The 25,842-nt window shown below is 39.5% G+C and carries 14 protein-coding genes; 6 read left to right on the top strand and 8 right to left on the bottom strand.

Annotated elements, in window-relative coordinates; all coding sequences use genetic code 11:
• Entirely contained in the window at window positions 1–3,603 is a 3,603-nt protein-coding gene (locus LVD51_RS14590; protein ID WP_236972134.1) for a TonB-dependent receptor domain-containing protein, read from the bottom strand.
• Between the two features lie 291 nt (window positions 3,604–3,894).
• The gene (locus LVD51_RS14595) at window positions 3,895–4,839 is read right to left on the bottom strand and encodes an NAD(P)-dependent oxidoreductase (RefSeq protein WP_236972135.1); all 945 of its coding nucleotides are present in this window, start codon (window positions 4,837–4,839) and stop codon (window positions 3,895–3,897) included.
• A 347-nt stretch (window positions 4,840–5,186) separates the two neighbouring features.
• Here LVD51_RS14595 and LVD51_RS14600 point away from each other — a divergent pair, with 347 nt between their 5' ends.
• From LVD51_RS14600 to LVD51_RS14610, 3 genes are all read left to right on the top strand, one after another.
• On the top strand, window positions 5,187–5,951 hold the full coding sequence (locus LVD51_RS14600; protein WP_236972136.1) for a hypothetical protein: 765 nt from the start codon (window positions 5,187–5,189) through the stop codon (window positions 5,949–5,951).
• Between the two features lie 1,067 nt (window positions 5,952–7,018).
• A complete protein-coding gene (locus tag LVD51_RS14605) occupies window positions 7,019–9,109 on the top strand; it encodes an alpha-L-fucosidase (RefSeq protein WP_236972137.1) in 2,091 nt (696 codons plus the stop codon).
• Between the two features lie 172 nt (window positions 9,110–9,281).
• Window positions 9,282–10,688, top strand: a complete 1,407-nt coding sequence (locus LVD51_RS14610; protein ID WP_236972138.1) for a Gfo/Idh/MocA family protein — start codon at window positions 9,282–9,284, stop codon at window positions 10,686–10,688.
• Between the two features lie 2,064 nt (window positions 10,689–12,752).
• On the opposite strand, the gene LVD51_RS14615 is transcribed toward LVD51_RS14610, so the two are convergent.
• The 6 genes from LVD51_RS14615 to LVD51_RS14640 form a co-directional block, all read right to left on the bottom strand.
• A complete protein-coding gene (locus LVD51_RS14615; protein WP_236972139.1) occupies window positions 12,753–13,595 on the bottom strand; it encodes a phytoene/squalene synthase family protein in 843 nt (280 codons plus the stop codon).
• Window positions 13,579–15,060, bottom strand: coding sequence for a phytoene desaturase family protein (locus tag LVD51_RS14620; RefSeq protein WP_236972140.1), 1,482 nt, complete (start codon window positions 15,058–15,060; stop codon window positions 13,579–13,581). Before LVD51_RS14620 ends, LVD51_RS14615 begins: the two co-directional genes overlap by 17 nt.
• A 51-nt stretch (window positions 15,061–15,111) precedes the next feature.
• Complete coding sequence (locus LVD51_RS14625; RefSeq protein ID WP_236972141.1) at window positions 15,112–15,984, bottom strand: MerR family transcriptional regulator; 873 nt, start codon at window positions 15,982–15,984, stop codon at window positions 15,112–15,114.
• A 527-nt stretch (window positions 15,985–16,511) separates the two neighbouring features.
• The gene (locus LVD51_RS14630; protein ID WP_236972142.1) at window positions 16,512–17,183 is read right to left on the bottom strand and encodes an ABC transporter ATP-binding protein; all 672 of its coding nucleotides are present in this window, start codon (window positions 17,181–17,183) and stop codon (window positions 16,512–16,514) included.
• A gap of 8 nt (window positions 17,184–17,191) precedes the next feature.
• Window positions 17,192–18,454, bottom strand: coding sequence for an ABC transporter permease (locus LVD51_RS14635; protein WP_236972143.1), 1,263 nt, complete (start codon window positions 18,452–18,454; stop codon window positions 17,192–17,194).
• On the bottom strand, window positions 18,451–19,539 hold the full coding sequence (locus tag LVD51_RS14640) for an efflux RND transporter periplasmic adaptor subunit (protein WP_236972144.1): 1,089 nt from the start codon (window positions 19,537–19,539) through the stop codon (window positions 18,451–18,453). Before LVD51_RS14640 ends, LVD51_RS14635 begins: the two co-directional genes overlap by 4 nt.
• 424 nt (window positions 19,540–19,963) lie before the next feature.
• Between LVD51_RS14640 and LVD51_RS14645 the strand changes: the two genes are divergently transcribed.
• From LVD51_RS14645 to LVD51_RS14655, 3 genes are all read left to right on the top strand, one after another.
• On the top strand, window positions 19,964–21,424 hold the full coding sequence (locus LVD51_RS14645) for a TolC family protein (protein WP_236972145.1): 1,461 nt from the start codon (window positions 19,964–19,966) through the stop codon (window positions 21,422–21,424).
• 230 nt (window positions 21,425–21,654) lie between these two features.
• The gene (locus LVD51_RS14650) at window positions 21,655–22,815 is read left to right on the top strand and encodes a DUF4221 family protein (RefSeq protein WP_236972146.1); all 1,161 of its coding nucleotides are present in this window, start codon (window positions 21,655–21,657) and stop codon (window positions 22,813–22,815) included.
• A gap of 2,031 nt (window positions 22,816–24,846) precedes the next feature.
• The gene (locus LVD51_RS14655; RefSeq protein ID WP_236972147.1) at window positions 24,847–25,758 is read left to right on the top strand and encodes a hypothetical protein; all 912 of its coding nucleotides are present in this window, start codon (window positions 24,847–24,849) and stop codon (window positions 25,756–25,758) included.
• Window positions 25,759–25,842 lie beyond the last annotated feature (84 nt).

Consider the following 25,842-nt stretch of genomic DNA (forward strand, 5'->3'; position numbering starts at 1 on the left):
TTAAAAGTCAATTCTACAACTGAAATAAATTCTTCGAGGTGCGTAAAACAAATTGGGATTATTTACCATAAAATTATAAGTATCGATATAAGCATCAGCATCTCGCCCAGCCTGAATAACTGAGGAGCCGGCATCGGAGATATTGGCCAAACTGGATTCTCCATCTGGTGATTGTAAATACCCACTATCATAAGGCGATCCTGTCACGGGATAAACTGCGCTAGCATTGGCAGTATTTAAAATATTCAACACTCGAACCGAAAAATTGAGGAAAAGAGGTTGTTCTTTTTTTGATGTTGGCAAAACAAAACTCTTGTCCACCCTCATATCCAAAGTATAAGTCCAAGGTTTTCGAGCTCCATTAAACGAACCCGCAAATCCTGTACCGCCAAAAGGCGTCGCTTGAATCCTCTGGGTATAGGGACGTCCCGAAACCATAAAAGCTTGAAGATTGATCCCCGCATCGGCAAAAATATCTTTATCAAACCATCGCGGACCGTTATAAGCCCGGCCATGTCCATATCTATAATCTAGAACAAGTTTTAGAGAATGTCTTTCATCGCGATCTACATAGGACAATGTCCTAATATTGCCTCTGGTGGTAAGACCGGCTTGAGAATTGGCATTAGATCCCGTCCCTTGAGCTATTTGCAAGGTATAATTGGCTTGCAAGGCTAGGTTTTGGGATTGTCGCAAATGATATTCCAGGGACATCCCTTTAATGGTTGCAAAATCGATATTGCTATAAGTGGTATATGTACTAATGGGAGAAGGCAAATAAAGATAGGTCCGCTGTTGGATCATATCTCTAGATTCCTTATAAAATGCATTTATTTTAACAGCTGACAAAGGCGTCAACAACTGTTGAAAACCTACTTCATAGTTTATGGTTTTCTCTGATTTTAAATTTCCGTTATTGATTGGGCTATTCGAATTATACACCCGGTCTTCAAAGTAATACCACTGTAGTGGAGTGGTAAAAGTATTGCTTGGTGGACGTTGAACCAATACATCATAATTGGCGAAGAAATTGGATTTTGCCGAGATGGGAAACGATACTGAAAATCTGGGCATCCAATTAAAGGTCGGTTTAAAATCTTCAAAAGAGTCGTCCGGATTATAGTTGTCACTTTTTATGTTATTGACTTTTTCATCGTAGTATTTGGGATAGACAATTTCTCCCCCAAAGATTAGATTGCCATCATTGGCCGGAGTTCCATTGGCATAATACCATTGATCTCCGTCTCTATAAGCCTTTATTTTATCCGAACTACCACTTTCCACATAGACTTTAAAGTCGTCACCAATGGTAGATGGATGTTCGCCTCCGATACGCTCTTGATAATCACTGGCCGTCATTATGGGATAAAGTGAATAGGGATCCTTTAAGACCCTTGTATTGGCATCGTAATAATCAACTCTTAGCCCCACTCTAAAAATAATATCTTTATAGGAAAATTTGTCCTGAATATACGCGGCACCATAAATGGGTTCAAAAGAAGGATTGAGAAAGGTTCTTTCACCATTGGCATCTCGCCCGGTAAAAAAGTCATTGAATGTCACATCTTTCACTCGATTCCCCAAATAATCATAGCCATTGTAGCTAATCAATTGATTGTCGTTGAGTTCTAATGGCGAAAACAAATCGAGAGTCAACATATCTGGATCCAGGCCATCTACATTAATATAGTCATCGAGAGGAGTATTGGTCAATTCTCGTACCGCCTTATAAAATTTGGATCCAGGCAAATCTGTGATAAGTCGTGCAAACTCGGGATATAGAACCCCATCAATTAAACCCTGAAATTCACCGATAATATTAGTGGTATCAATTCCTATAATATGTCGATTGGCCTGTTGTCTTGCCAACAACCATAAGGTAAACGGATTCACAGTATAACTACTCGAAGTTGTTTTTTCGTAATTCACCCCAATTTCTATAGCATGACGACCTTGATTGCCATTACCAGGGTATAAATCGAAACTTACACTGGCATTTAAATTTTGTTTTTCGGTTTCTCCATAACCGTAGCTATTGTATACCGTCCCTACGTTGTTGTAAAATCCCCAAGGGCTTGTATAATTACTAGAAATAAACCCATTATAGGTATTATACTGACCAAAATTGGACTGGTCAATATGGTTGTTGTAATTGGCCAGTACCGGATTGAAAATAGAAGGAGTAAAAGCCGACTCCATGATTTGCAGATAACCGGCATGTGCCACCCCATCCAATGCTCCAGAGTATGTTGACTCCCCTTCTGCTGGGATCCAATTGAAGTCAAAGTTACCCACATGGCCATATCGAAACAAATTGTCCTTATGTTGACTATCGTAAGAGGTAGATATACCGTATTCATATCCGCCATTGACAATAAAAGTTCCATTTCTTATAATGCCCTTATTGCCTTTGTTGTTGAGAAAGCGATGTCGGTACCGAAGGTTACCCCGATAAGTATCTCCCTCAGACTCGGGATTGTTGTTGCTGTTCAATACAGCGTAGCTCCTACTGGGATAAGTTGTATTTCCTCTTTTGGTATAATTTCCCGAAAAAGTAAGATCAATGTTCTTATTGATTCTACCATCGAGTTTTCCCGAAAGGTTATAGGAATTCGTTTGATTGTTGATATTGGCAGCATCGAAGTCGAAATCCTCATTATGCAAAAACTCTGCTCTAGAGAATAATGTCCCATCAATCATCACCAATGGATCGGCTTCCAACTCTGACAATACCGAGGATTTCACAGTTGCATTGGGAATAATCCCGGGATTGCCATCCAATACATCTTGATAACGCCCAGCTACACGATATCCCAATATCGATTGTCCTTCTTTATTTTTCCAAATTGGACCACTGGCGTTGACGTTAATTTCATTGTAACCGAAGGCATCTAAATATTGAGAAGTTTCCAATTCTGCTCCGATTCTAAACACCTCGGAAGGCCCTTTGGTGGTGATGGAGACAATCCCTCCAGTCACGTCACCATATCTGGCTTCTACCCCACCGGTAATCACCTGCAATTGATCGATTTCACTCTGAGGGATGGATTGACTACTCACTCGAATACCATCGATATAGTAATTGGTGGCATTGGTTCTCGAACCGCGAATAGCCAAGGACTCCCCTCCGAACGAAGACACTCCCGAAGCTGTGGCCGCAAGGCTGTTGATTGATTTTGTGGGAAGGTTTCGGATCTGCTCACCGGTAATAATACCTCCTGTGGTAGTGTTGTCTTGCTCTACCAGAGGAACTTTGTATTCCACTATCACAATTTGATCCAAAATTGTACCTGAACTAATGGCTATATCGACAACGGTATTTTTACCTGCCAATAGTACGACTCCTTCGATTTTTTTGGATTGATAGCCTACATAGCTAGCCACTACATCGTAATTTCCGGGATCTATATTGGACAAGACATAGCGTCCATTGTCGTCGGTTTCTGTACCCGCCACTAAAACATCATTTTTATATAAAGCCACCGTACCAAAAATAATGGCATCACCTTGTGTCTCATCGGTAACTTGCCCTTCTAGGGAAGTCTGAGCCGTCAGTCCGGTCGTTATTAAAAACAACAATATGGTTAAAATTCTATACATCATCTTTTTACTTTAATGCCGTATCAATGCATTTACTTTTATCGACATAACTGATACAGAATATCTTCAGTCATGACAATACATTTACAAAAATTGTCATCCTCCGAGACTACACCTTGGCAAAGCTCGCAATGCAAACACATAAAACATATAAAACACCACAAAACAGCATTTTACATATGATCCTATTCCAGTATAAGCATAAATATAGTTTAAAGATATAACATCTTTTACTAATCAAAACACAAACTTGCAATTCGAGTCCTAATCTAATAACGAAAAATAAGAAAAAATTTAAAGTTGATAATGCGTTAAAATTTTATCTAATAGGATTTTAGCTAACTTATATTTAGACTCTGCGGTCCATCCTGCCACATGTGGACTGACTAGGACATTGGACATGGAAAACAAATATTGAAAGCGCTCATTTTCTTCGGAAGTATAGGTATTGGGCTTTTCATTTTCAAAAACATCGAGGCAGGCTCCACCTACTTGATTCGAATCCAATGCATCCAATAAATCAACGGTATCGATGACACTTCCCCGTGAGGTATTGACCAATAATACTCCGCGTTTGCATTTATTCAATAAACTTTTGTTGCATAAGTGCACTGTTTCGGGATTGAGGGGCAGATGAAAACTCAAGACATCGACTTGACTACAAACTTCCTCCAATGAAGCACACTCTGTCACATGAGGCCATGGTTCTGCGTAATCGGTTTTGTACTTGTCATAGGCCAATACTTCCACTTCAAATCCAGACAATTTTTGCGCCAAAGCCGATCCTGTATGACCGAATCCTATGATGCCTACCTTCTTTCCCGACAATTCCACTCCTCTGTTTTTTTCGCGGTACCACAACATATTTTTCACTTCGGTATTGCAGCGGTACAAGTGATTCATCCACATCAATATCATACCCATAGCGTGTTCGGCTACCGCATTGCAATTGCCATTGGGAGAATTAAATACAGCAATATTTCTTTCTGCGGTTGCGCGTTGGTCGATTATTTCCATCCCGCTTCCCAGACGGGCTACAAATTCCAATTGACTGGCTTGATCTAGAAAATGTCGATCCACTCTGATTTTACTATTGATGACTATTCCGTGATAATCCTGCACTATAGTCAACACTTCGTCCAAGGTAGATTTTGGTCTATAGTCTACCTCAAATCCCTTTTTAATTAAGGTATTGAGTATAACAGAATGTACGCCATCGGTAATCAGTATATTTTTCATGGAATGTTTTTAAGGTGTTAGGGAATTGATTAAACCAAATTTAAAGATAGCATTTGAAATTTATTTAAAATCATGTAAACGATGAAAAACCGGGTTGACCACCATGTTGCCGCGCCCAAAGTGTGGTATATCACTTTAATGTAGCAGAGTAATGACCGGGCTAAAATCCCCAAATTGACGAAATTTTTCTACTTGTGCTTTTATAATACATTAAATTAATATGGCGTTTAGATATCACGAATTCACCATTCATTGACATAAAAAATCAATCGATTAAGGATTTAAGACAGCCATGGCAGTCAACGACCAAAAATAATTCAGTATTTTGCTGGCAAATTAAAAAGAGGGTGAAGAACAACAGCAAACCATACCACATACAACATGACGCAAACAAAGGGGCTGCGACCGTGTTTCGGACCGTCCTTTGGGGTATGGCCATAGTAGTGTCTCTATTGTTTTTTTCATGCCAGTCTAGACCACAGGTAAAACGATTGGGCAAACCTAAGATCACATCAAAATTTAGGTATTTAGAACACAATAAGGGTTTGGAAGGCCAGGTAGATGTCTATCAACGCAACAAATTGGATTCTTTGGTTCCCGACCCGCAGCTGTATACTTTTTACAGGTCGGACAAGAGATTGCATTCGCGAAATATCGACAACAACTATCACAGTTACAAGATCAGTGATACATTAACCGAATCGACCATAAAAATTCAACTCCGGCCTTGGAAAATCGATTTAAACCTCGAAATTCCCGAGACTCCAAAAATGACATTTGATTCCATTTCTATCTCGAATGTAATGGTAGTTGACTGGACAAGTACGGAAGTAAACCGAGTTCTTCTTGAAAAAATGAAGGTCAATGCCGATGAGTCTTATGAGATTTCCATAGTGTTTACCGATACGGAAAAAACCACTTTGCTAAAGACTTCGCCATTGAGTGAGGGTAAAATTTTAATCACCCCTGAGGAATTAATCAATTTCAAACCCGGCATTGGGTCTGTTTACACCATCATTCGAAAGCGAGAGCAAAAAGAATTGACTGCATTGGAATGGTCCAATGAGATAGAGACCTATTCATCGAGCACAAGCATTACTTTTACGGAATAGAATAATACAATCTAAGACTCCTTTATTAATACAAACTATACAGGTTATTCATAATAAAATTCTATAAATATTGAGATAGATTGCACTTGCTCGATTACGAATATGGTGCTGGGGAATGGCCACGGTCTCCGGCATGATTGAGTCTCTACGGTGAGGCGTGATTGCAACGAAATTCGATAGGTTTTAGCCATTGGCTTTCGGCAAAACAATCTAATATAACAAGAGAAAGTCCTGAAGGGGCGTAGTCTAATAGCATAGGGTGAAACCCTATGAAAAGGATGCATTCCTAGAAAAAAGTCCTGAAGGGACGAGGGAAATCTATTCTTTTGTCAGAATTGCGAATTTATACAATTTAAATGCTGGCAATAATGAGATAAACATGGATTTGTCACACTTTTTGCCCACCATCTCTTATGTCCCCCGCTGGCGGGATGACTGAATGTAGTTGCTCTTTAGAGCAACCCGATGGACTAAATGTCCATCGGATGAGGGAACCGGAGCCACTGTGCTCCGGGTGGGGAAGCCTCCGAATCGTGGGTGGGGAAGCCTGAAGGAACCGGAGCCACTGCGCTGCGGCATCGCTACCCCGTAAATCCACAACATACCTCATTTTTCTATTAAAATCAAAGAATGATGTGAATTGAATGATACCAAGAATGGTGTTCATCATGGATTTGTCATGATTTTTGCAATTAGATATTGTATAATGGTTGTTAATATTGTATCTAGGTTAAAATAACATTTAATTCATCCGTCCAAGAAAGTCTATAGAGCAAAAATCCCGCCAAATCAATCAGGTTTATCTATCCCGAGCCGCGCTAATAGCGCGGCTCTACAATGGTTTGAAATAATAGCCCCTTCTCTCTTTGTATCTTATGTACAAATCTATGTGTTCCTTGTGGTGAATATTACCACCAGGGCCGAATGAGACGCAAAGCATTGAGGCTCTAACTTGCTCCAAATCAACCATAAAAATTCGAAATATAACCGACAAATACAATTGTATTTGGATTAAAAAGATAATTTGCAATATATTGAGTTTTTATTTTACTAAATTTTCCCACCTCATGGCCAACAAAATCATAACTCTTCAACGCGGAATCCTCACAACTCTTCTTTGTTTAGCCCTCAGTACAGGGATGTTGAATGCACAAGGACCTGATCCATTTGGAGCATTGCCCAGTGAAAGACAATTAGATTGGCATGACCTCGAATTTTATATGTTTGTCCACTTCAACATCAATACCTTTACCGATATGGAATGGGGCAGTGGTGGTGAATCGCCAGATATATTCAATCCCAGCGACCTGGATTGTATGCAATGGGCCAAAATAGCCAAAGAAGCCGGCATGAAGGGCATCATCATTACGGCCAAGCACCACGATGGATTTTGTCTATGGCCATCAAAATACAGTGAACATACGGTGGAAAACAGTCCTTGGAAGGATGGAAAAGGCGATGTAATCCAAGAACTCAGGGAGGCCTGTGATGCTTATGGACTAAAGATGGGCATTTATTATTCGCCATGGGATAGAAATCATGCCGACTATGGCAGTGAAAAATACATTACTTATTTTCACAACCAGCTCACCGAGTTATTGACCCAATATGGAGATATTTTCGAAGTGTGGTTCGATGGTGCCAATGGTGGAGATGGGTATTACGGAGGAGCGAATGAGACAAGAAAAGTAGACCGCAAGACCTATTACAATTTTCCCGAAATATGGAACCTTGTACGTCGTTTGCAACCCAATGCTGTCATGTTTAGCGACGGCGGGCCAGATGTCCGTTGGATTGGGAATGAGCACGGCACGGCAGGGCGGACGAATTGGTCGACATTAAATAGAGATTTGGTTTGGCCGGGCTGGCCCTATGCAGAACAATTGCCCAGTGGACATAAACGAGGATCTCATTGGGTAGCCGGAGAAGTCGATGTATCTATTCGACCGGGATGGTATTATCACGCTTCGGAAGACCACAAGGTCCATTCTTTGCCAAGGCTCTTGGATATATATTATGAGAGTATTGGGAGAAATGCCTCTTTTTTATTGAATATTCCCGTCGATCGTAGGGGCAAAGTCCACGAAAAGGATTCGATCCAGCTCATGGCATTGTCCAATCAACTAAAAAAGGATTTTGCAAACAATTTGTTAGAGGGCAGTAATGCAACCAGCAGTACGGTCAGGCTAAATAGTCCTACATTTTCGGCAGACAAAACCATCGATGGAGATCCTCTGACTTACTGGGCCACCGATGATTTTACCCGATCTGGTTCAATTACCTATGATTTGGGAAGTCCTCAGTACTTTAATCGATTTTTAGTACAGGAATACATCGCCTTGGGACAGCGGGTAGACTCATTCACCGTAGATATAAAACAAGGTGATCAATGGATAAACATAGCTAAAGAATCTACGATTGGTTACAAAAGAATATTGAGATTTAACGATGTCGAAGCCAGATGGATTCGCTTGAACATTATATCCACTTTGGCGCCACCGACCATATCCAATGTAGAGATATATCGAGCCCCCAAAGTATTGAATGAGATAACCATAACCAGAGATCAAGACGACGAAGTGAATATCGAAGCGGGAGATCGCGACCTTGAGATCTATTACACCACCGATGGCAGCCCAGTGAGTACGGCATCTAATAAATACCATGGGCCTTTCACCTTTAGTCAGAGTGGGGAAATTCAAGCCTTGGCCGTTGATCATATTTCGATGGTAAGTAGCCCAGTAACTCGCCAGTGGTTTAGTGTAAGCAAGAAAAATTGGGCGGTCAAAGGTGAAGCCATCAAAGATTGGAAGAAGAGCATTGACGACAATGGTTTCACTACTATAAGTCTTGCCAAAGGCAGAGACCTAGTATTGGATTTAGGTCAACTACAAAAGATAAATGGATTTGAATATTTGCCCGACCAAAATAGATATGGATCAGGTATTGTATCTAAATATCGATTTAAAGTAAGCAGAGATGGAGTAAAATGGAAAACGGTGGCTGAGGGTAGTTTTGACAATATTAAAAACAATCCGATTATGCAGACGATTTCCTTTAAAGCCATAAAAGGAAGATATATTTCTTTTTCTCCATTGGCCACTATTGATGAAAGTGAAGTAATCAAAGTAGCCGAAATCGATGTTTTAATCAAATAAATATGTCCTCAAATGAAAAAAAGTCTTCACAAGTAATCATCTATTAAACGATAACAAAACCTTATAAATACTTTAAAATAGGGATGAAAAGGGAGTAATTCTTGTATTTTATAAAAAATTTTGTAATTTACAACGGTTAGCGATTTTTTTTATTAATTCAACTTGCGACAAAATGAGCAACAATAGAAGAGACTTTATAAAAAAGTCCAGTTTGGCCGGGCTGGGCCTGACAGGAGTAAATTTACTACAAACTAAAAATACAGAAATTTCTTCTGCGCTTTACAAGCGTGGGCGCACACAACACACCAACATGTGTGGTTATGCTGCACCAAAAATTGATACGGTAAGGGTGGGAATCATTGGCTTGGGACAACGAGGTCCTGGTGCCGTATCTCGACTGAGTAAAATACAGGGAGTAGAGATAAAAGCATTGTGCGATATTAGGCCTGAGAAAGCGGAGAGAGCCAAAGCTCGATTAAAAGGAACAAAGCACAATCCCGACCTATATTCCGGAGGGAGTATGGAGTGGAAAAAAGTATGTGAACGTACAGATATCGACTTAATATACATTTGCACCCCATGGGACTGGCATACGCCAATGTGTGTATATGCCATGGAGCACGACAAGCATGCTGTGACAGAAGTACCCGCTGCTACGACTTTGGAAGAGTGCTGGCAATTGGTCGAAACCTCAGAGCGCACCAAGAAACACTGTATGATTTTGGAGAATTGTTGCTATGACTTCTTTGAAATGCTCACCCTCAACATGATCAAGAAAGGTTTTTTTGGAGAAGTATTCCATGCTGAAGGCGCCTATATACATGACCTCTTAGAGCTGAATTTCAAAAAAGATGGGTATTACGACATGTGGAGATTGGACGAAAACGCCACAAGAGACGGGAGTTTATATCCCACACATGGACTAGGCCCCATTAGTTGGGCAATGGATATCAATCGCGGTGACCAAATGGACTACCTCGTTTCAATATCCACCAATGACTTTACCATGAGAGCCCATGCCGAGGAGTTGGCGGCCGAAGATCCATACTACAACACTTGGGCCAGTAAGAATTACCGAGGCAACATGAATACAACAACGATTAAGACCAAGAAAGGAAAAACTTTAATGGTCCAACACGATGTGAGTTCTCCTCGACCGTATTCAAGAATTCACCTCGTTACGGGAACCAAGGGTATCGCTCGAAAATACCCCTCTCCTGCTCGGATAGCCACTGGACACGAATGGAAAACAGAAGCGGAATTCAAAGAATTAGAGAAAGAATACACCCCGGAATTGATTAGTACAGTTGGTGAAATGGCCAAAAAGATAGGAGGCCATGGCGGTATGGACTTTATCATGGACTGGAGATTAATCGATTGTTTGCGCAATGGTATTTCTCTGGATATGGATGTTTACGATGCAGCCCTTTGGAGCGCCATTGCTCCGTTGAGTGAAGCTTCACTTCGCAATAGATCTACCTCCATTGACATTCCCGATTTTACGGCGGGATCATGGAAAACCAATACACCTGTTGACATTACCCTACGAGGGGTAGGAAATACCAAGGTTATAGAATAAAAAGTTTAATAGTATCCATATTTAGTAAAGAGACCAAACCTATCCAGTTTGGTCTCTTTTTTTTGTGTAGGATTGGGTAGAAATCGCGGTCATTGCACACGCGAGGTAATGATGCCCACCGTATTATGACGTGATTATATGGCATTCACCGATAAATGTCCTGACATTCAAATCGGAGTGAACTAGAAATTAACTACCTCCTAATTCACAGATATTACAACAACCCTTTTCATTATACTCATCACAAAAATCATGACAAATCCATGAACATCGCCGTTCATGGTATCATTCAATCCACATCAATCTTTGATTTAAATAGAAAAATGATGTTTGCTGACGATAGAAATGAATTCCCTCGTCCCTTCAGGACTTTTTTCTAGGAAGGCATCCTTTTCATAGGGTTTCACCCTATGCTATTAGACTACGTCCTTTCAGGACTTTCTCTTGTTATATTAGATTGGTTTGCCCAAAGCCAATGGCTAAAACCTAACGAATTACGTTGCAGTCGCGCCGGAGCACAGTGGCTCCGGTTCCCTCTGGCTTCCCCACCCACGACACAATGGTCGTGGTTCCTTCATCAAAGGTCGATTTACGACCTTTGGTACTTCGTACTATATTCAGTCATATTAAGGACATTTGGTTGCTCTAAGGAGCAACTTTGCTCGGTCATTCAGCCAGCGGGGGACATAAGAGATACTGAGCAAAAAGTGTGACAAATCCATAAGCATCGAAATGCTGCTCTACGCAAACATTTAATACCAATTACGTTTTATGAAAAGCCCAGAAAGGGCGAAATATGTCAGGGCAGGACGAAGTCCTGTCTAAGGATATGGTATCGAAAGAAGTCCTGAAGGGACGACATAATATTATTAAGTAAAATTTTCCAGATTTACATTCTAATCAGGTTTCGGCATGGTGGATTAAAACCTATCGACATACGGCGCACAAACGCCATTCAAGCTTAAAAAAGTTCTGAAAGGACGTAGTCTAATAGCCGTGGGTGACCGAATGAAGCTCGAAGAGCCAAATGCCTACTAAAGGCATTTGATGAGGGAACCGAGGGATTATTCCCTCGGGTGGGTGAGGTGTATAAAGCATCAAACAATGTTAATTTGGCGGACTTTTTGCATATTCAATCGTCTGACATGAAGAGATCATATATTTTCATTTATTGTAATGATATATTAGGATAAATTGGGCAAAAAGTGTGACAAATCCATGATGACCACCGTTCATGGTATCATTCAATCCACATCAATCTTTGATTTTAATAGAAAAATGATGTTTGCTGTGGATTTACGGGGTAGCGATGCCGCAGCGCAGTGGCTCCGGTTCCTTCGCCAAATGCCGATTTACGGCATTTGGTTGTCCTTCGGACAACTATGCTCAGTCACCCCGCCAGCGGGGGACATAAGAGATACTGGGCAAAAAGTGTGACAAATCCATGAACATCACCATTCATGGTATCATTCGATTCACATCAATCTTTAATTTAGATAGAAAAATGATATTTGCTGTCGATAGGAGAGAATTACCAAGCCGGAGCCAATGGCTAAAAACCTATCGACATACGGCGCAATCACGCCGGAGTGAACGAGCAAAGTGCAAAGCACCAGAGCCCGTAAATCGGGCTCTGGCGAGAACGACCGAATATAGTACAAAGTACCCAATCCACTTAATGTGGATTGGATGAGGGAGCCGAGGTCACTGTACCTCGGGTGGGTTAGCCACTGCGCTGCGACGAGATTCCATGAAATTCGCTAACGAATTACGTTGCAGTCACGCCGGAGCACAGTGGCCAACCCACCCGAAACACGGAGGTTTCGGTTCCTTCACCCAATCGACATTTAGTCGATTGGATACTTCGTATTTCGTTCAGTCATCCTCATCCGATGGACATTTAGTCCATCGGGTTGCTCTATAGAGCAACTACTTTCAGTCACCTCAGCACAGTGGCCTCACTTCCTTCATTCATTATAAAATGTATTCGCTAATAACTATACATACACTCCATTTTTCTGTAAAATATTACGCAGAAAAGTATAAATACTTATTTGTATTTTATCACAATAGATTCAACCTGTACCTGAGATATGATTGAGCCATTAGAGACAATTTAGTAAGATTGGATATGCGAATCCTGCCATCTAAAATTTCCGCTATTGGTGTGGCATTTATTTTATGCAACAATCGCTTGTAATACCTATAAGCTACATAAACCCCAAACTTGGCCTCTACTGGAAGTTTTAATATCCCATATCTGTAAGCATAATCAAAATCTGCCTCGATATCGGCGATAATCTCTTCCTTATTGTGATTGGCAAAATTTTGAAAGTCGATGTTGGGAAAATAAGACCGGTCCAAGATTTCCACATCATCCTTTAAATCGCGCAAAAAGTTAACCTTTTGAAATGCCGAACCCAATCTCATGGCCGCAGGCCTAAGCGCTTCGTATTTTTCATCCTCTCCATGCACAAATACTTTAAGACACATTAAACCCACTACATCGGCACTGCCATAAATATATTCATGGTATTGCTCTACACTATCATAGTTTTTTACCGTCAAATCGGCACGCATGCTCTTAAAAAACGACGCCACCATATCATGACTAATACCATAGGTGCGAACCGTGTGCTGAAAGGCATTGAGGATGGGGTTTAGACTTATTCCATCTTCTAGGGATTCATAATAATCTACTTCAAACTTATTTAGTAATTTCTCTTTATCGTAGTCGTGAAATGAATCCACTATTTCATCGACAAAGCGGACAAAACCATATATATTATATATGTCTTTGCGAATACTGGGCGCCAATAATTTAACGGCAATTGAAAAGGAAGTACTGTATTGACGGGTTACTAAGACTGCACATTTCTCGGCGGTTTGATCAAAAATATTTTTCATGGGCAAGTTGTTTTAAAATTTGATTGGCAGCTATTTTTCCCGATATCAAAGCAGGTGGTACACCGGGACCGGGCACGGTTAATTGCCCAGTAAAAAATAAATTTTTGACTTTTTTGCTCTTTATCTTAGGCCGCAAAAAAGCGGTTTGGGTCAAAGTATTGGCCAAGCCATAGGCATTTCCTTTATAAGAATGATAACGATCTTTAAAATCGTTCACACAGAAACTTTCAGCAAACAAGACCTGCGATCGAACCTCCTGACCAGTTAAAGTTTCTAGCCGATTCATGATTTCTTCAAAATAAAATGTCCGCATTTCTTCTGTATCTTCCAATCCGGGAGCCAGTGGAATCAGGATAGTTGCCGCCTCCTTACCACTGGGCGCAAATCCTTCATCGGTGATACTGGGAAAACTTGCATAAAACAAAGGCTTCTCTGGCCATGCCGGTTCATCGTAAATAGCATATGCATGACGATCAAAATCGGTATCGAAAAACAAGGTGTGATGAGAGACATGTTCCAGTTTTTTATCTAAACCAATATAAAACAACAAGGAAGAGGGTGCAAAAGTACGCTTATTCCAATAAGACTCACTATACTGTCGAAAACCCACATCCAACAATGACTCTGTATGGTGGTAATCCGCTCCGCTCAATAAGATGTCGACCTCAAACACACCTTGATTTGTACTTAAAGAGGATACACTTCGATCTGATCCTACATTTATCTTTTGGACTTCAATATTGGTTTTAAATACCACACCCAAAGAGTCGGCCAAATCGGCCATTCCTTTCACCACCTCATACATACCACCCTTGGGATGCCAAGTACCTAATCCAAAATCTGCCCAATTCATAAAGCTGTATAAACCAGGGGTCTTACTGGGCTTGGCACCCAAGAACAATACGGGAAATTCCAAGATCTTAATCAGCTTGAGACTCACAATTTTGGCTCGCACTTCATCCTTGATCGTAGTCAGGACTTGGTTGAGCCTAGTTATCGTATCCCAATTCACTAATTCAAAGGGGGAAATACCGGGTTGATAAACCAACGCACTGAGGGCTACATCGTAATTGCCTTGAGCTGTTTTTAAAAATGACCGCAAATGTTTTGCACTGCCAGGTTCTTCCTGCTCAAACATATCGTAAATAGCCTCCAATTGGTCAGAAACCAATAACGAATCCATTTTGTCAAAATATACTTGATAAGCAGGCGCCAATCGCTCCAAATGATAATAGTCAGAGGGCTGCTTACCAAAATCAGCAAAAAAACGTTCAAAAATATCGGGCATCCAATACCAAGTCGGCCCCATATCAAAGGTAAATCCATCCTTTTTATAGACAGATGCCCTCCCTCCAATGCCATCATTTTTCTCCAATATGGTTACTTGACAACCTTGTTGGGCTAGATAGCATGCTGCCGCTATACTAGAAAAACCAGAACCGATAATGTGGATATTTTTTTTCATTTTGTTTTACTTATTGGCAATTTAATAAAACAAAATGAAAAAATCAAGGATTTACAATATTTCTTTGGGGGAGGAATAGCAGATTGTCCTCTTAAATCCATTTTGATCCAAAGATTCGACGTGATGACATATTGCGATCAATTGATGATGGGTATCCACTATCATTTCTTCGAATTGAAGAATGTAATTTCGAATTTGAGCTGGATTGGGAAAGAAATTAAAATAGGTAACAAATTTGAGTTGATCGGAAAGAAACAATATATCTTCCAAATTATTCATTGGAACATCTCGGCCCAAATACACCGTTGTACAGCCAGACTTAAGTAACCAGTATTGGAGATAGAGCAGTCCTATTTCATGAATTTCATTTTCGGGCAAAAACAGTACATAAATATCTTTGGATTGGGCAGGCAAAGGCTGTTTGGCTATAGCCTGTTGTATCTTTTGAATAATCAGATTAGATATAAAATGCTCGTGAACTGGTTTTATAGCCGTTGTCTGCCACAGCATACCTATAAATTCTAAAAAGGGAAAAAAAACCTTTTCGAAACCCTGTTCAAATGAGGATTCAGCGACAATTTTGTGGTAGAGATCATGGAACATTGATTGATCAAACTGATACATAGACAATTTGAGATCGAGAATCAACTTATCATTTTGCGCTTCAGTCAAGACCAAGGTTCTGGCCGTCTGTTCGATGACTTCCTCAGACATGGCGGCAATCTTAGATATCTTATATCCATATTTATTGAGCAGGGCTACATTCAACAATTTATGAAGGTTATTGACATCGTAGGTTCGAATATTGCGCGATGCTTTATTGGGGCTCAACAAATTGTAGCGTTTTTCCCAAATGCGAATGGTGTGAGCCTTGATGCCAGAGATTTGCTCCAAGTCATTACTGGTAAATACCGTCTTTATCATAGACACAATTGCGAGTTTTGTTCTGTAAATATATTATTTTTTAGAACAAAATTTAAAGCCCTAATGCACGACCACCTAAATTGACATTCCCAAATTTAATACGAATTACATTTTATAATGACGGAAAAGATTTCGAGAATATTTGAAGTTTGACGAGGCTAAAAACACAGGCATAGCAGTAGCTACGGCGAGTATTTTAAACGAAGTAAAACTTCTAATAAATCGAAAGATTACCGTTAATTATAAATGTAATTCGTATAAAATATTCAACCAAGACATACTTTAATATTTACAGAAAATAGTGATGCATTTCTCACCAGAAAAAACCATTCAAATATTTTTATTAATCTACAACACAGCTCACAATTTATCTACTTCACTGAGATGACAAAACAGTTTTCCAATTTATTGAAAAATCACTACTTTCATGTCAATACCCAAGGAGACTCTATGCATTTGATACAAGAACAGCAGATCCTCAATCAAATAATTGAGCTTGCATCGGCCCAAAACCTCACTCCTGTTTTTCAAAAAACCATTCCATCCCCCATCTCGATAATTCGATCGGTTTTCTTGGCAAACTCTGTATCGTGAGTGACGACCAATAGCGACAACCCAAACTGATCACTGAGGTCTCGGAGGATATTGAATACATTTTCTGAATTCTTACTATCCAAATTTCCAGTAGGCTCATCCCCCATGATAATCTTGGGATCATTGATCAACGCTCTTGCTATTGAAACCCTTTGTTTTTGACCACCTGAAATTCGAGATGCCTTCTTATGAGCTTGTTCCTCCACTCCCAAAATAGCCAATTTATTCATCGCCTTTGCCTTGATCACGGCCTCACTCTCTCTACCCAATTTAAGCGCAGGCAACATCACATTCTTCAATACCGTGAACTCCGGAAGCAAATAGTGAAACTGAAACACGAATCCAATCTTTTCATTTCGAATCCTTGCCAAATCATTCCTTGTTTTTGTCGACATCAATTCCCCTTCAATGTACAACTCGCCTTCGTAGGCCGTATCCATAGTAGATAATATATAGAGCAAAGTCGATTTCCCACAACCCGATTTCCCCATAATAGACACAAACTCTCCTCTATTTATGGCGATTGAAATATCCTTGAGTACATGGAATTTCACTGGCTGCATAAAATACTTATTGATGTTTTTGGTTTCTAATATTGCCTCCATTTTTCTATTTATTGACCGCGAATGATTTCTACTGGATCTATTTTCTGAGCCTTTCTCGCCGGCAGATACCCCGCCATAAATGTAGAGACTACGGCAAACACCACGCCCATAATATAAAATGCAGGATCATAATTGATCGGAAAGGTAGTAACCGTAGGCAAGGCCTCTGTCTCAAAAGGGGTGTTATCTATCAATACCGACACCCCATATCCTAAGACTATTCCAAGTGCCCCTCCAATCAGACCGATAAACATCGCCTGTGTAATAAAAATCCATTTTACATCACTTCCTGTAAAACCTGTGGCCTTTAGAATAGCGATATCATTCATTTTTTCATAAATAAACATGTTCAAAATATTATAAATCCCAAAGCCCGCCACAATCAACAAGGTAATCGATACCGCATAGGAAATCATGGTCCTAATATCCGACCCAGTATCAAACTGTGCATTGGCCGTCTTAATATCCAAAGCCTCCACATCGTAAAGATCTTTAATGGTTTTGGACATCGGTACGGCCTCTTCAATATCCTCTAACTTCACATGAATCCTGCTAATGTAATTGCTACCCGCCCCCAAAATTTGTTGGGCCATCTTTAAATCGACAAAACTCTGAACATCGTCTACTTCCGCCAATCCACTCTGATATAATCCTGCAATAATCAATGAAAAAGTCGCCCCACTAGTACTCATCACCTGAACTCGGTCGCCTACCTGCAAAGAAAGTTTTTTAGCGATGCCCGCACCCAATAAAATGCTATTTTTTCTCCTCTTTATCCCCGTTACATCGCCCTCTACAATATAATCCTTAAAGTTAAACAACCTAATCTCTTCGTCTACTTCGATGCCATTGACTATTCCATTGAGCTTGTTGGACCCTGCGAGATAAAAAACCTTACATGTAGCTTGTGGGGTGGCACCCATGACTTTATCTTGCTGCTTTAACTCCGCCAATATCGGTATTGCATTGTGGATCCGTTCCAACCTCACTTTAGGTTTTATCGAGTGAATATAGTGGGCATCACTCGAATCCGCCCGATACCGATGTATGGGCTGAACAACCGTGGGATCTGTCTTATTGTATACCTGGACATGAGGCGTTCTATTCAACACCAGACCATCCAACAAACCATTCAATCCGGTCATAAAACTCATCATAATGATATAAGCTCCAATTCCAAAGGTCACCCCAAGGGCTGCGACCGCTGTTTGTTTAAATTTGGAGACCAAATGAGTTTTGGAAATGTCTAATATGAGTTTAAATCTACTCATTCTTCCGGTTTTAATAAGACATCAGAGGTATCGATTCCCGATAAAATTTCTACAAAATCTAAATTTGCCACTCCGGTGACCACGGTCTTTTCCCCCTCTTCCGTAATCACGATCTGATCTGATTTTAGGTAACTAGATGGAATGGTTAGCGCATGACTTCGCGTAGCCACAATAATATTAGCCTCTCCAGACAATCCATCATACAACTTGGGCACTTGATCTACGAAGTAACTTTCCACCGTAAATGTTTGGGTACTTTCATCCTTCTTAGGATAGATTTTTCCGATGCGCGCCCGAAACACCTTTTTGGGATAGGCTTCCAAACTAATGATTACCGTATCCGTCCTATTGATTCTCGTGATATCAACCTCATCGATATACATTTCTATTTTAAAGCTATCGACACTGCCTATTTCTGCAAATCGATCTTGTGGATTAATCACTTCTCCCACTTCTTTGAACACATCGTACACTTTACCCGACATCTCGGCCTTCAACTCATAATCCTTTACCGTACTACGTTCGCTGGCTACTTGATTTAGTGCTCGTTGGTAGTTGGTTTTTAGATTCTCTTTGGTCTGATCGTACTTTTTCTTTAGAGCGCTGTATTTATTTTCCGATCCTTGGTACTGCAATTTAGCGCGATCCAAATCGATCTTGGCTCCAATCTGTTGACTCCACAGATGTAGCTGCCTTTGGAGATTAATAGAATCCAAAGTCTTTTGTTGAGCTGCCGTTTCCATTTCCAATTGAAGGTTGGTCAATAGATTATTTTCACCGAGATAGTCAGACTTGGCTTGTTGTAAATTCAACTGTGCATCGACCAGCCTATTGTCCAAATTAGAAGTCAGAATCTTAAATAAGGTTTGCCCTTCCACCACCGTATCTCCTTTTTGAACGGCAACTTCATGGATGATACCAGATCGATTGGTCTGTACAAAATAGGACAATTCGGGCTTGACGACTACCGAAGCGTAAACGGATTCCGTCACTCGACTGATTTTCGGTTTAATCTTGGAATCTGTATTATTCAATTGGCATGAAAAACAACTTAATATAAGATATACATATACCATCTTGCGCATACAAATATTTTTTGGGTTCTATGGATACTAGAATAAAATTCAACCATTTTCATCATTGACTCCATAAACCTAAGGTATCTAAAAAATATAATATATCCGTATTTATAATTGACCTTCTAAAAATTTGCAAACAAAGATCTGTATAACATGATAATCTATTTAACAACTCAATCAACATCGCCTTTAAATCAAAGCAAAAAATAGACTTATATCGACATGGGAATTCAATTTTATAGCCTACATTTTCCACTATTCAACAATTGGACAAAAAATTCAAAAAAATCCCTAATGAATCGAAAGCCACTGCCACAGAAAAAGCCCACCCTTTCTCTGTATTATTCAAAACAATTCAATATTTTAAACACATTTTTATACAAAAATCGTAATTTACGCAGGCCATCTCTTACAATTACAAATTATTCACATGAATATATACTGTTATCCAACTCGGCTGATTCAGATCATCTGCATGGTCTTTTCGATCCACATCAGCCCTACCCTCATACCGGCCCAATCATTGGATCAACTCATCCAAATTGCCCATGGTCATTCCCCTGAGAACGACATTTCAGCCAGTCGATTACTCAATGCCCAATTTCAACACCAAGTCTATCGTGCCAGCCTTCGTCCCAATATTAGTTTTGATGCCACCCTACCCAATCTACTCCGGTCCATCTCCTCTGTAACCACAGACGATGGCCGTGAAATATTCATCAACCGATCCCTCCTCACCAACTCTTTGGACTTAAGTCTCAATTACAACATTCGAAAAACAGGAGGTTCTATCTTTGCTCGGACTGGTCTAAAAAGACTCGACGTCTTGTCCACACCCACCAGCCGATCCTATTACGCCACTCCCATTAGCATTGGAATCATCCAACCCTTGAGTCGTTACAATCCATTTACTTGGGAAGATAAAAAAGCTCCCCTCCAACTCAGCATCGCCGAAAAAAAATATTATCAGGAGAAAGAAAACATTAGTCAAGCCATTGTCAATGCTTATTTTGATCTAATGATGGCTCAAATCGATGCCAAATTTGCCGATGATCGACTACATCAAAATACCGAGTTATTGTCAATTGCCAATCAGCGATTCCATCGTGGACTTATTGGCCGGGAAGAAATACTTCAATTAGAAATCAATGTAAACACCAATCAATCAGCCTTAGCCAGTGCTCGCTTAGCCATTGAATTGAACAACGACAAGCTCAATAGTGTCCTGGGCAATCAGAAAACCATATCCTACCAAATGGACATCATCGAATTTCAAGACCTTTCTATTGAAGATAGCCTTGCCTTGAGAATGTTTAGAGCCCATCATCCCCTCTATGAGGAAATAAATTACAGCGAAATCGAAGCCATGCAAGAATTGGTAGCCGCCAAAGCCGAAGGCAGAAAAGTTGATCTGATTGCCCAAGTAGGGTTTTCACAAACCGACGCCCAATTACCCGCAGCCTATTCCAACTTGGATGACCAAGAATTATTTAGGCTTGGCATTAGTATGCCCATAACAGATTGGGGATTGAGCAAGGCACGTGTGCAAACAGCCACCGTCAATTGCGAATTAGTACTCAAAACCAATGCGTGGAATATCATTGAAGAGGAGAGAAATCTCCTGTCGACCATTAAACAATTTCATCTTTTAAAACAACAGTTAAATCTCTTGCAACTATCCTTGGATTTGGCTCAAGAGCACGTTGGCCTTAGTAGAGAAAGATATCTTAAAGGATCCGCAACCATCAACGATTACAATTTAGCCCTAAACAATGAAACCCAACAACGTAATCTATACTACCAATCCTTGCGTGATTACTGGACCACTTATTATCAGATTAGGGGGCAGTGTTTGTATGATTTTAAAAATCAATCTGTCATCCAATATTAGAAAATATTTCATTTGCAAACTTCCTGAAAATATAATATATTTATAGACAAACCCACCTTTAAAGAAATACTATTACCCCAATTTAATACTCCAATCTAGTCACGGCATTTGTTTGCTATTGTAGAAACTACGCTATGGCAACAGTTGAGATTAAAGTAGCAAAGATCGCGGACTCCAAAGCTTGTTGTAAAATCTAGTCGATTGTGATATTAGATTAAAAAATATAACCTATGACTACTCAATCACTGATTATATGGACATACATTGTTGTTTTCATTGCCTTGTTATCTTCCTGTCAGCCTGAAAATACCAAGCAGAATTACCGTTTAGAGCCAGTAGACTCTCTCACTTTGCCCGCTCAGGATTACACACCTATTCGAACCCTTTGCGCTAAATATTTAGAAAAGGATGGTAATCAATATCTTTTCTGGGTAAATAAGCCCATGAATTATATTGAATTATATGACTTGAATCAAAAAAAACATATTAAGACCATCCAAATTCCAAGGGAAGGGCCTAATGGCATTATTGACCTTGCTGGAGGATGTTCTGTATTTGGATTAGACAGTATTTTTGTTAGCAGTAGTGAAATTGGGAAAATATATTTAATGGATACCTCTGGGTTATATTACAAGGTCATCCACCATACCGACACCAGTTATCGAACCATGAATAATCAAGTGAACCTCAACTCCAATATCCACTCCGAAGTTTTTCACTATGGGCCACAAAAACTCATTATTCCGCACCGAGCTCCAAAGTGGCCAAAGAAACCCAGTGAAGAAATGGTATCAGAAGCTTTGCTTTTTAAGACCTTCGATCTAGCTAGTAATGAAAACAAAAAACTTCCACTAAACATTCCATTCGAAATCTATGACAATGATAAATTACGTGTATCTAATTCTAATGTTAGAATACAAAATCGCCTCTATTTTCAATTCGCAAACAATCATAAAGTATTTTACACTGACGATTTAAAAAACATTCATTTTAAGGAGATCATTTCAGATTACAGTACAGATTTTGTTCCATCTGATAAGTTCCAGAACATCTGGGAATATTACAAACGTGAGTTTATGTATTATTCACTTATATCCGATCCATATCAAAAAGTACTCTATCGACTCATCAAATTGCCGGTGAATGACCTTGAAACAGCAGATGGAGAAAATGAAATGAAAATGTTATATGACAGAGCGAGTATTATGGTATTAGATTATGACCTCAATGTTCTCGGTGAATTTCTATTTAATCAAACCATGCATGCATGGTCTCAGTGTTTTGTAAATGAAAAAAGACTCCATATTTTAAGATCTCCACTTCACACACACTACGATGAAAATACTTTAAAATACGATGTTTTTCAATTAAACAGTAAGTCTAATGAATGACAATTGGCAAGACAAATCATCTACTGATTGGCGACTCAAAAATTCCATAAAAACCTCGTCATGCCAAAGTAGGCATCCTATCCATCCAAGATGCAGTGGCCTGCTCACCTCAACCCACCCGAAACACGGTGGAAGCGGTGGCTGAGCTTTGTCGAAGCCCGGTTCCTTCACCCAATCGACATTTAGTCGATTGGATACTATTAGCTACCCCATCCGAGATCAAAAGATCTCGGTTCTCTCATCGATGATCACTTTTGGATCATCGGTACTTTGTACTTTATTCGTTCATGTTCAGTCATCCTCGTCAAATGCCCATTAAGGGCATTTGGTTGCCATTCTGGCAACTATACTCAGTCATCCTGAAGGGATGATATGTTATAGCCGTGGGTTGAAAACCCACGGTATCGGACATTAATTAACATTGATTTGGCAGACTTTTTGCATCTACTATCGCACGACACGAAAAGATCATATTTTTTCATTTTCTACAATTATATATTTGGATAATCTGGGCAAAAAGTGTGACAAATCCATGAGCATAACCGTTTATGTTATCATCCAATTAACATCAATCTGTGATTTTGATAGAGGAAGGATATTTGCTGTGGATTCACGTTGCAGTCACGCCGGAGCCAGTGGCTAAAATCCTTACGAACTACAGGACAATCACGCCGGAGCGCAGTGGCTCCGGTTCCCTCATCCGATGGACATTTAGTCCATCGGGTTGCTCTATAGAGCAACTGCATTCGGTCACCTCCAAAGGAGGGGAATTTATCTATCAATTTCCATAAAAACCTCGTCATGCCAAAGTAGGCATCCTATCCATCCAAGATGCAGTGACCTGCTCACCTCAACCCACCCGAAACACAGTGGAAGCGGTGGCTGAGCTTTGTCGAAGCCCGGTTCCTTCACCCAATCGACATTTAGTCGATTGGATACTTCGTATTTCGTTCAGTCATCCTCGTCAAATGCCCATTAAGGTCATTTGGTTGCCATTCTGGCAACTATACTCAGTCATCCTGAAGGGATGATATGTTATAGCCGTGGGTTGAAAACCCACGGTATCGGACATTAATTAACATTGATTTGGCGGACTTTTTGCATCTACTATCGCACGACACGAAAAGATCATATTTTTTCATTTTCTACAATTATATATATGGTTAATCTGGGCAAAAAGTGTGACAAATCCATGAGCATCACCGTTTATGTTATCATCCAATTAACATCAATCTGTGATTTTGATAGAGGAAGGATATTTGCTGTAGATTCACGTTGCAGTCACGCCTCGACACAGTGGCCAACCCATCCGAGGCGCAGTGGCCTTGGTTCCCTCAATGCTATTATATTATATTGTAAAATGAAATTTTATACTAATCAATTTTAATGTAATCTCGTCGCAGTGCAGCGACCTGCTCACCTCAACCCAAGCTCTACGACACAATCCACATAATTTGAAAAAAATAAATTTCTATTATAATGTTTATAATACAGGAAATTGCACAAAACTTACGTAATAATAATGTTGCCGAAAGAAAAACACCAAATTAAAAGAATTTAATTTTGAATTTTCAAAACATATCACTATATTTAACATTAAGCCCACCTTAAAAGAAACAATACTATTTCTTAACATCTTAAATCTTTTATAAAAAGTAAATTTCAATTTCTCTATTCCTTGTTCAAGGGATTAGTTTCTTCCTTGCATCTTCGTTGCTCGCTTGCTATGGAACAATATATGTCTGTGGTAATGTAACAGATTACATCTGTCAAGCCAATTAAAATTGTATGGATGGGAATGTTGTTTATTGACGCTTATTATGGATTTATGGAAATAGAATACAAATCTGGTAGCCTGACTGGTTGTCCTTAATATTAAACATGAATAGACTTGCATTGTATTTTTTATTTTTAATAATGACACATTGTGTTTCAGATAGAAACACAACCTATCATTTGAATATATCAGACCACACCTATTTTAAACTACCAATATCAAACAATATTAATATAGGTCTAACACCCCTTCTTTTGAAAAATGAAAACATCATTTATAAGCAAAATGAAGACATCTATTTCTATAATATTAAAGACAGTACGACTATTCGAGATACTTTTCTTCGTCAATATGATTACTTGGTTTCAGGATCTCAGATAAAGGGTATTTACAAAGAAGATATAATTTTAGCCAGCTTCGATCGCATATTGTCCTACAATTGGAGGAATAAAACCATTCATCCATTTAATCTTCGTGTCTCAGATGAATTAAAATCAAATACCAGTGAAAACTTATCATTTGGATTTGGATTTGGCACTTCAAATCGCACTTATACAAATTTCATCCCCCTTGTTCCATGGGAAAAATCAGATACAAATTTCAAATTAGGTTTATACAATGGCAACGAGGTAAGCTTTATTTCACCAAAAATACCACAGAATACACTAAGTTTAATTTATCGATCCAATAAAAATTTAATTTCTCCGAGCATGGAGACAGATCTCACAGGTGAAGGAGTAAGTCTTGTTTTTGCACTGTCTTGCCGCATTTTCAACATAGATCATTTAGGTAGAGTTAATGAGTTTATTGTAGAAGATGACGACTGCATTTGCGGTATTAACGAGGATAATTTTGTAGTAGCTACGGTTAGCAATTATTTTCCCAAAGAAATACCTATATATGGTAATGTATTCCCCGACCGATATAGGAATCACTACTATCAATTTTTTAAATCGGAATGGGATCCTCAACTAAACAAACGCAAGATTTACTTGCGTGTAATGGATGAAAATTATAAATATCTATCGAAAGTTGAAATAAATTGGGATCAATATAACGCACAGCTACTTATTCTTCCAGAAGCTGTCTTTATACAGTCAAACAATGCTCCCGATGAATCCCATCTCTATTTTTATAAAATTGAATTAAATAATAATGAATCTTAGTAAATGCATTGGGTATTAAAAAACACCACCAGCCTTTGTCCATTATGAATGATGCTTCTTTCGGAACAACCCCTCCAATGATCA

It is taken from the genome of Membranihabitans marinus, assembly GCF_021729155.1.
GTDB lineage: Bacteria > Bacteroidota > Bacteroidia > Chitinophagales > Saprospiraceae > Membranihabitans > Membranihabitans marinus.

Coding starts and splice junctions, on each gene's coding strand:
- LVD51_RS14590 (WP_236972134.1), bottom strand. CDS start 3,603: ATGATGTATAGAATTTTAACCATATTGTTGTTTTTAATAACGACCGGA.
- LVD51_RS14595 (WP_236972135.1), bottom strand. CDS start 4,839: ATGAAAAATATACTGATTACCGATGGCGTACATTCTGTTATACTCAAT.
- LVD51_RS14605 (WP_236972137.1), top strand. CDS start 7,019: ATGGCCAACAAAATCATAACTCTTCAACGCGGAATCCTCACAACTCTT.
- LVD51_RS14610 (WP_236972138.1), top strand. CDS start 9,282: ATGAGCAACAATAGAAGAGACTTTATAAAAAAGTCCAGTTTGGCCGGG.
- LVD51_RS14615 (WP_236972139.1), bottom strand. CDS start 13,595: ATGAAAAATATTTTTGATCAAACCGCCGAGAAATGTGCAGTCTTAGTA.
- LVD51_RS14620 (WP_236972140.1), bottom strand. CDS start 15,060: ATGAAAAAAAATATCCACATTATCGGTTCTGGTTTTTCTAGTATAGCG.
- LVD51_RS14625 (WP_236972141.1), bottom strand. CDS start 15,984: ATGATAAAGACGGTATTTACCAGTAATGACTTGGAGCAAATCTCTGGC.
- LVD51_RS14630 (WP_236972142.1), bottom strand. CDS start 17,183: ATGGAGGCAATATTAGAAACCAAAAACATCAATAAGTATTTTATGCAG.
- LVD51_RS14635 (WP_236972143.1), bottom strand. CDS start 18,454: ATGAGTAGATTTAAACTCATATTAGACATTTCCAAAACTCATTTGGTC.
- LVD51_RS14640 (WP_236972144.1), bottom strand. CDS start 19,539: ATGCGCAAGATGGTATATGTATATCTTATATTAAGTTGTTTTTCATGC.
- LVD51_RS14645 (WP_236972145.1), top strand. CDS start 19,964: ATGAATATATACTGTTATCCAACTCGGCTGATTCAGATCATCTGCATG.
- LVD51_RS14650 (WP_236972146.1), top strand. CDS start 21,655: ATGACTACTCAATCACTGATTATATGGACATACATTGTTGTTTTCATT.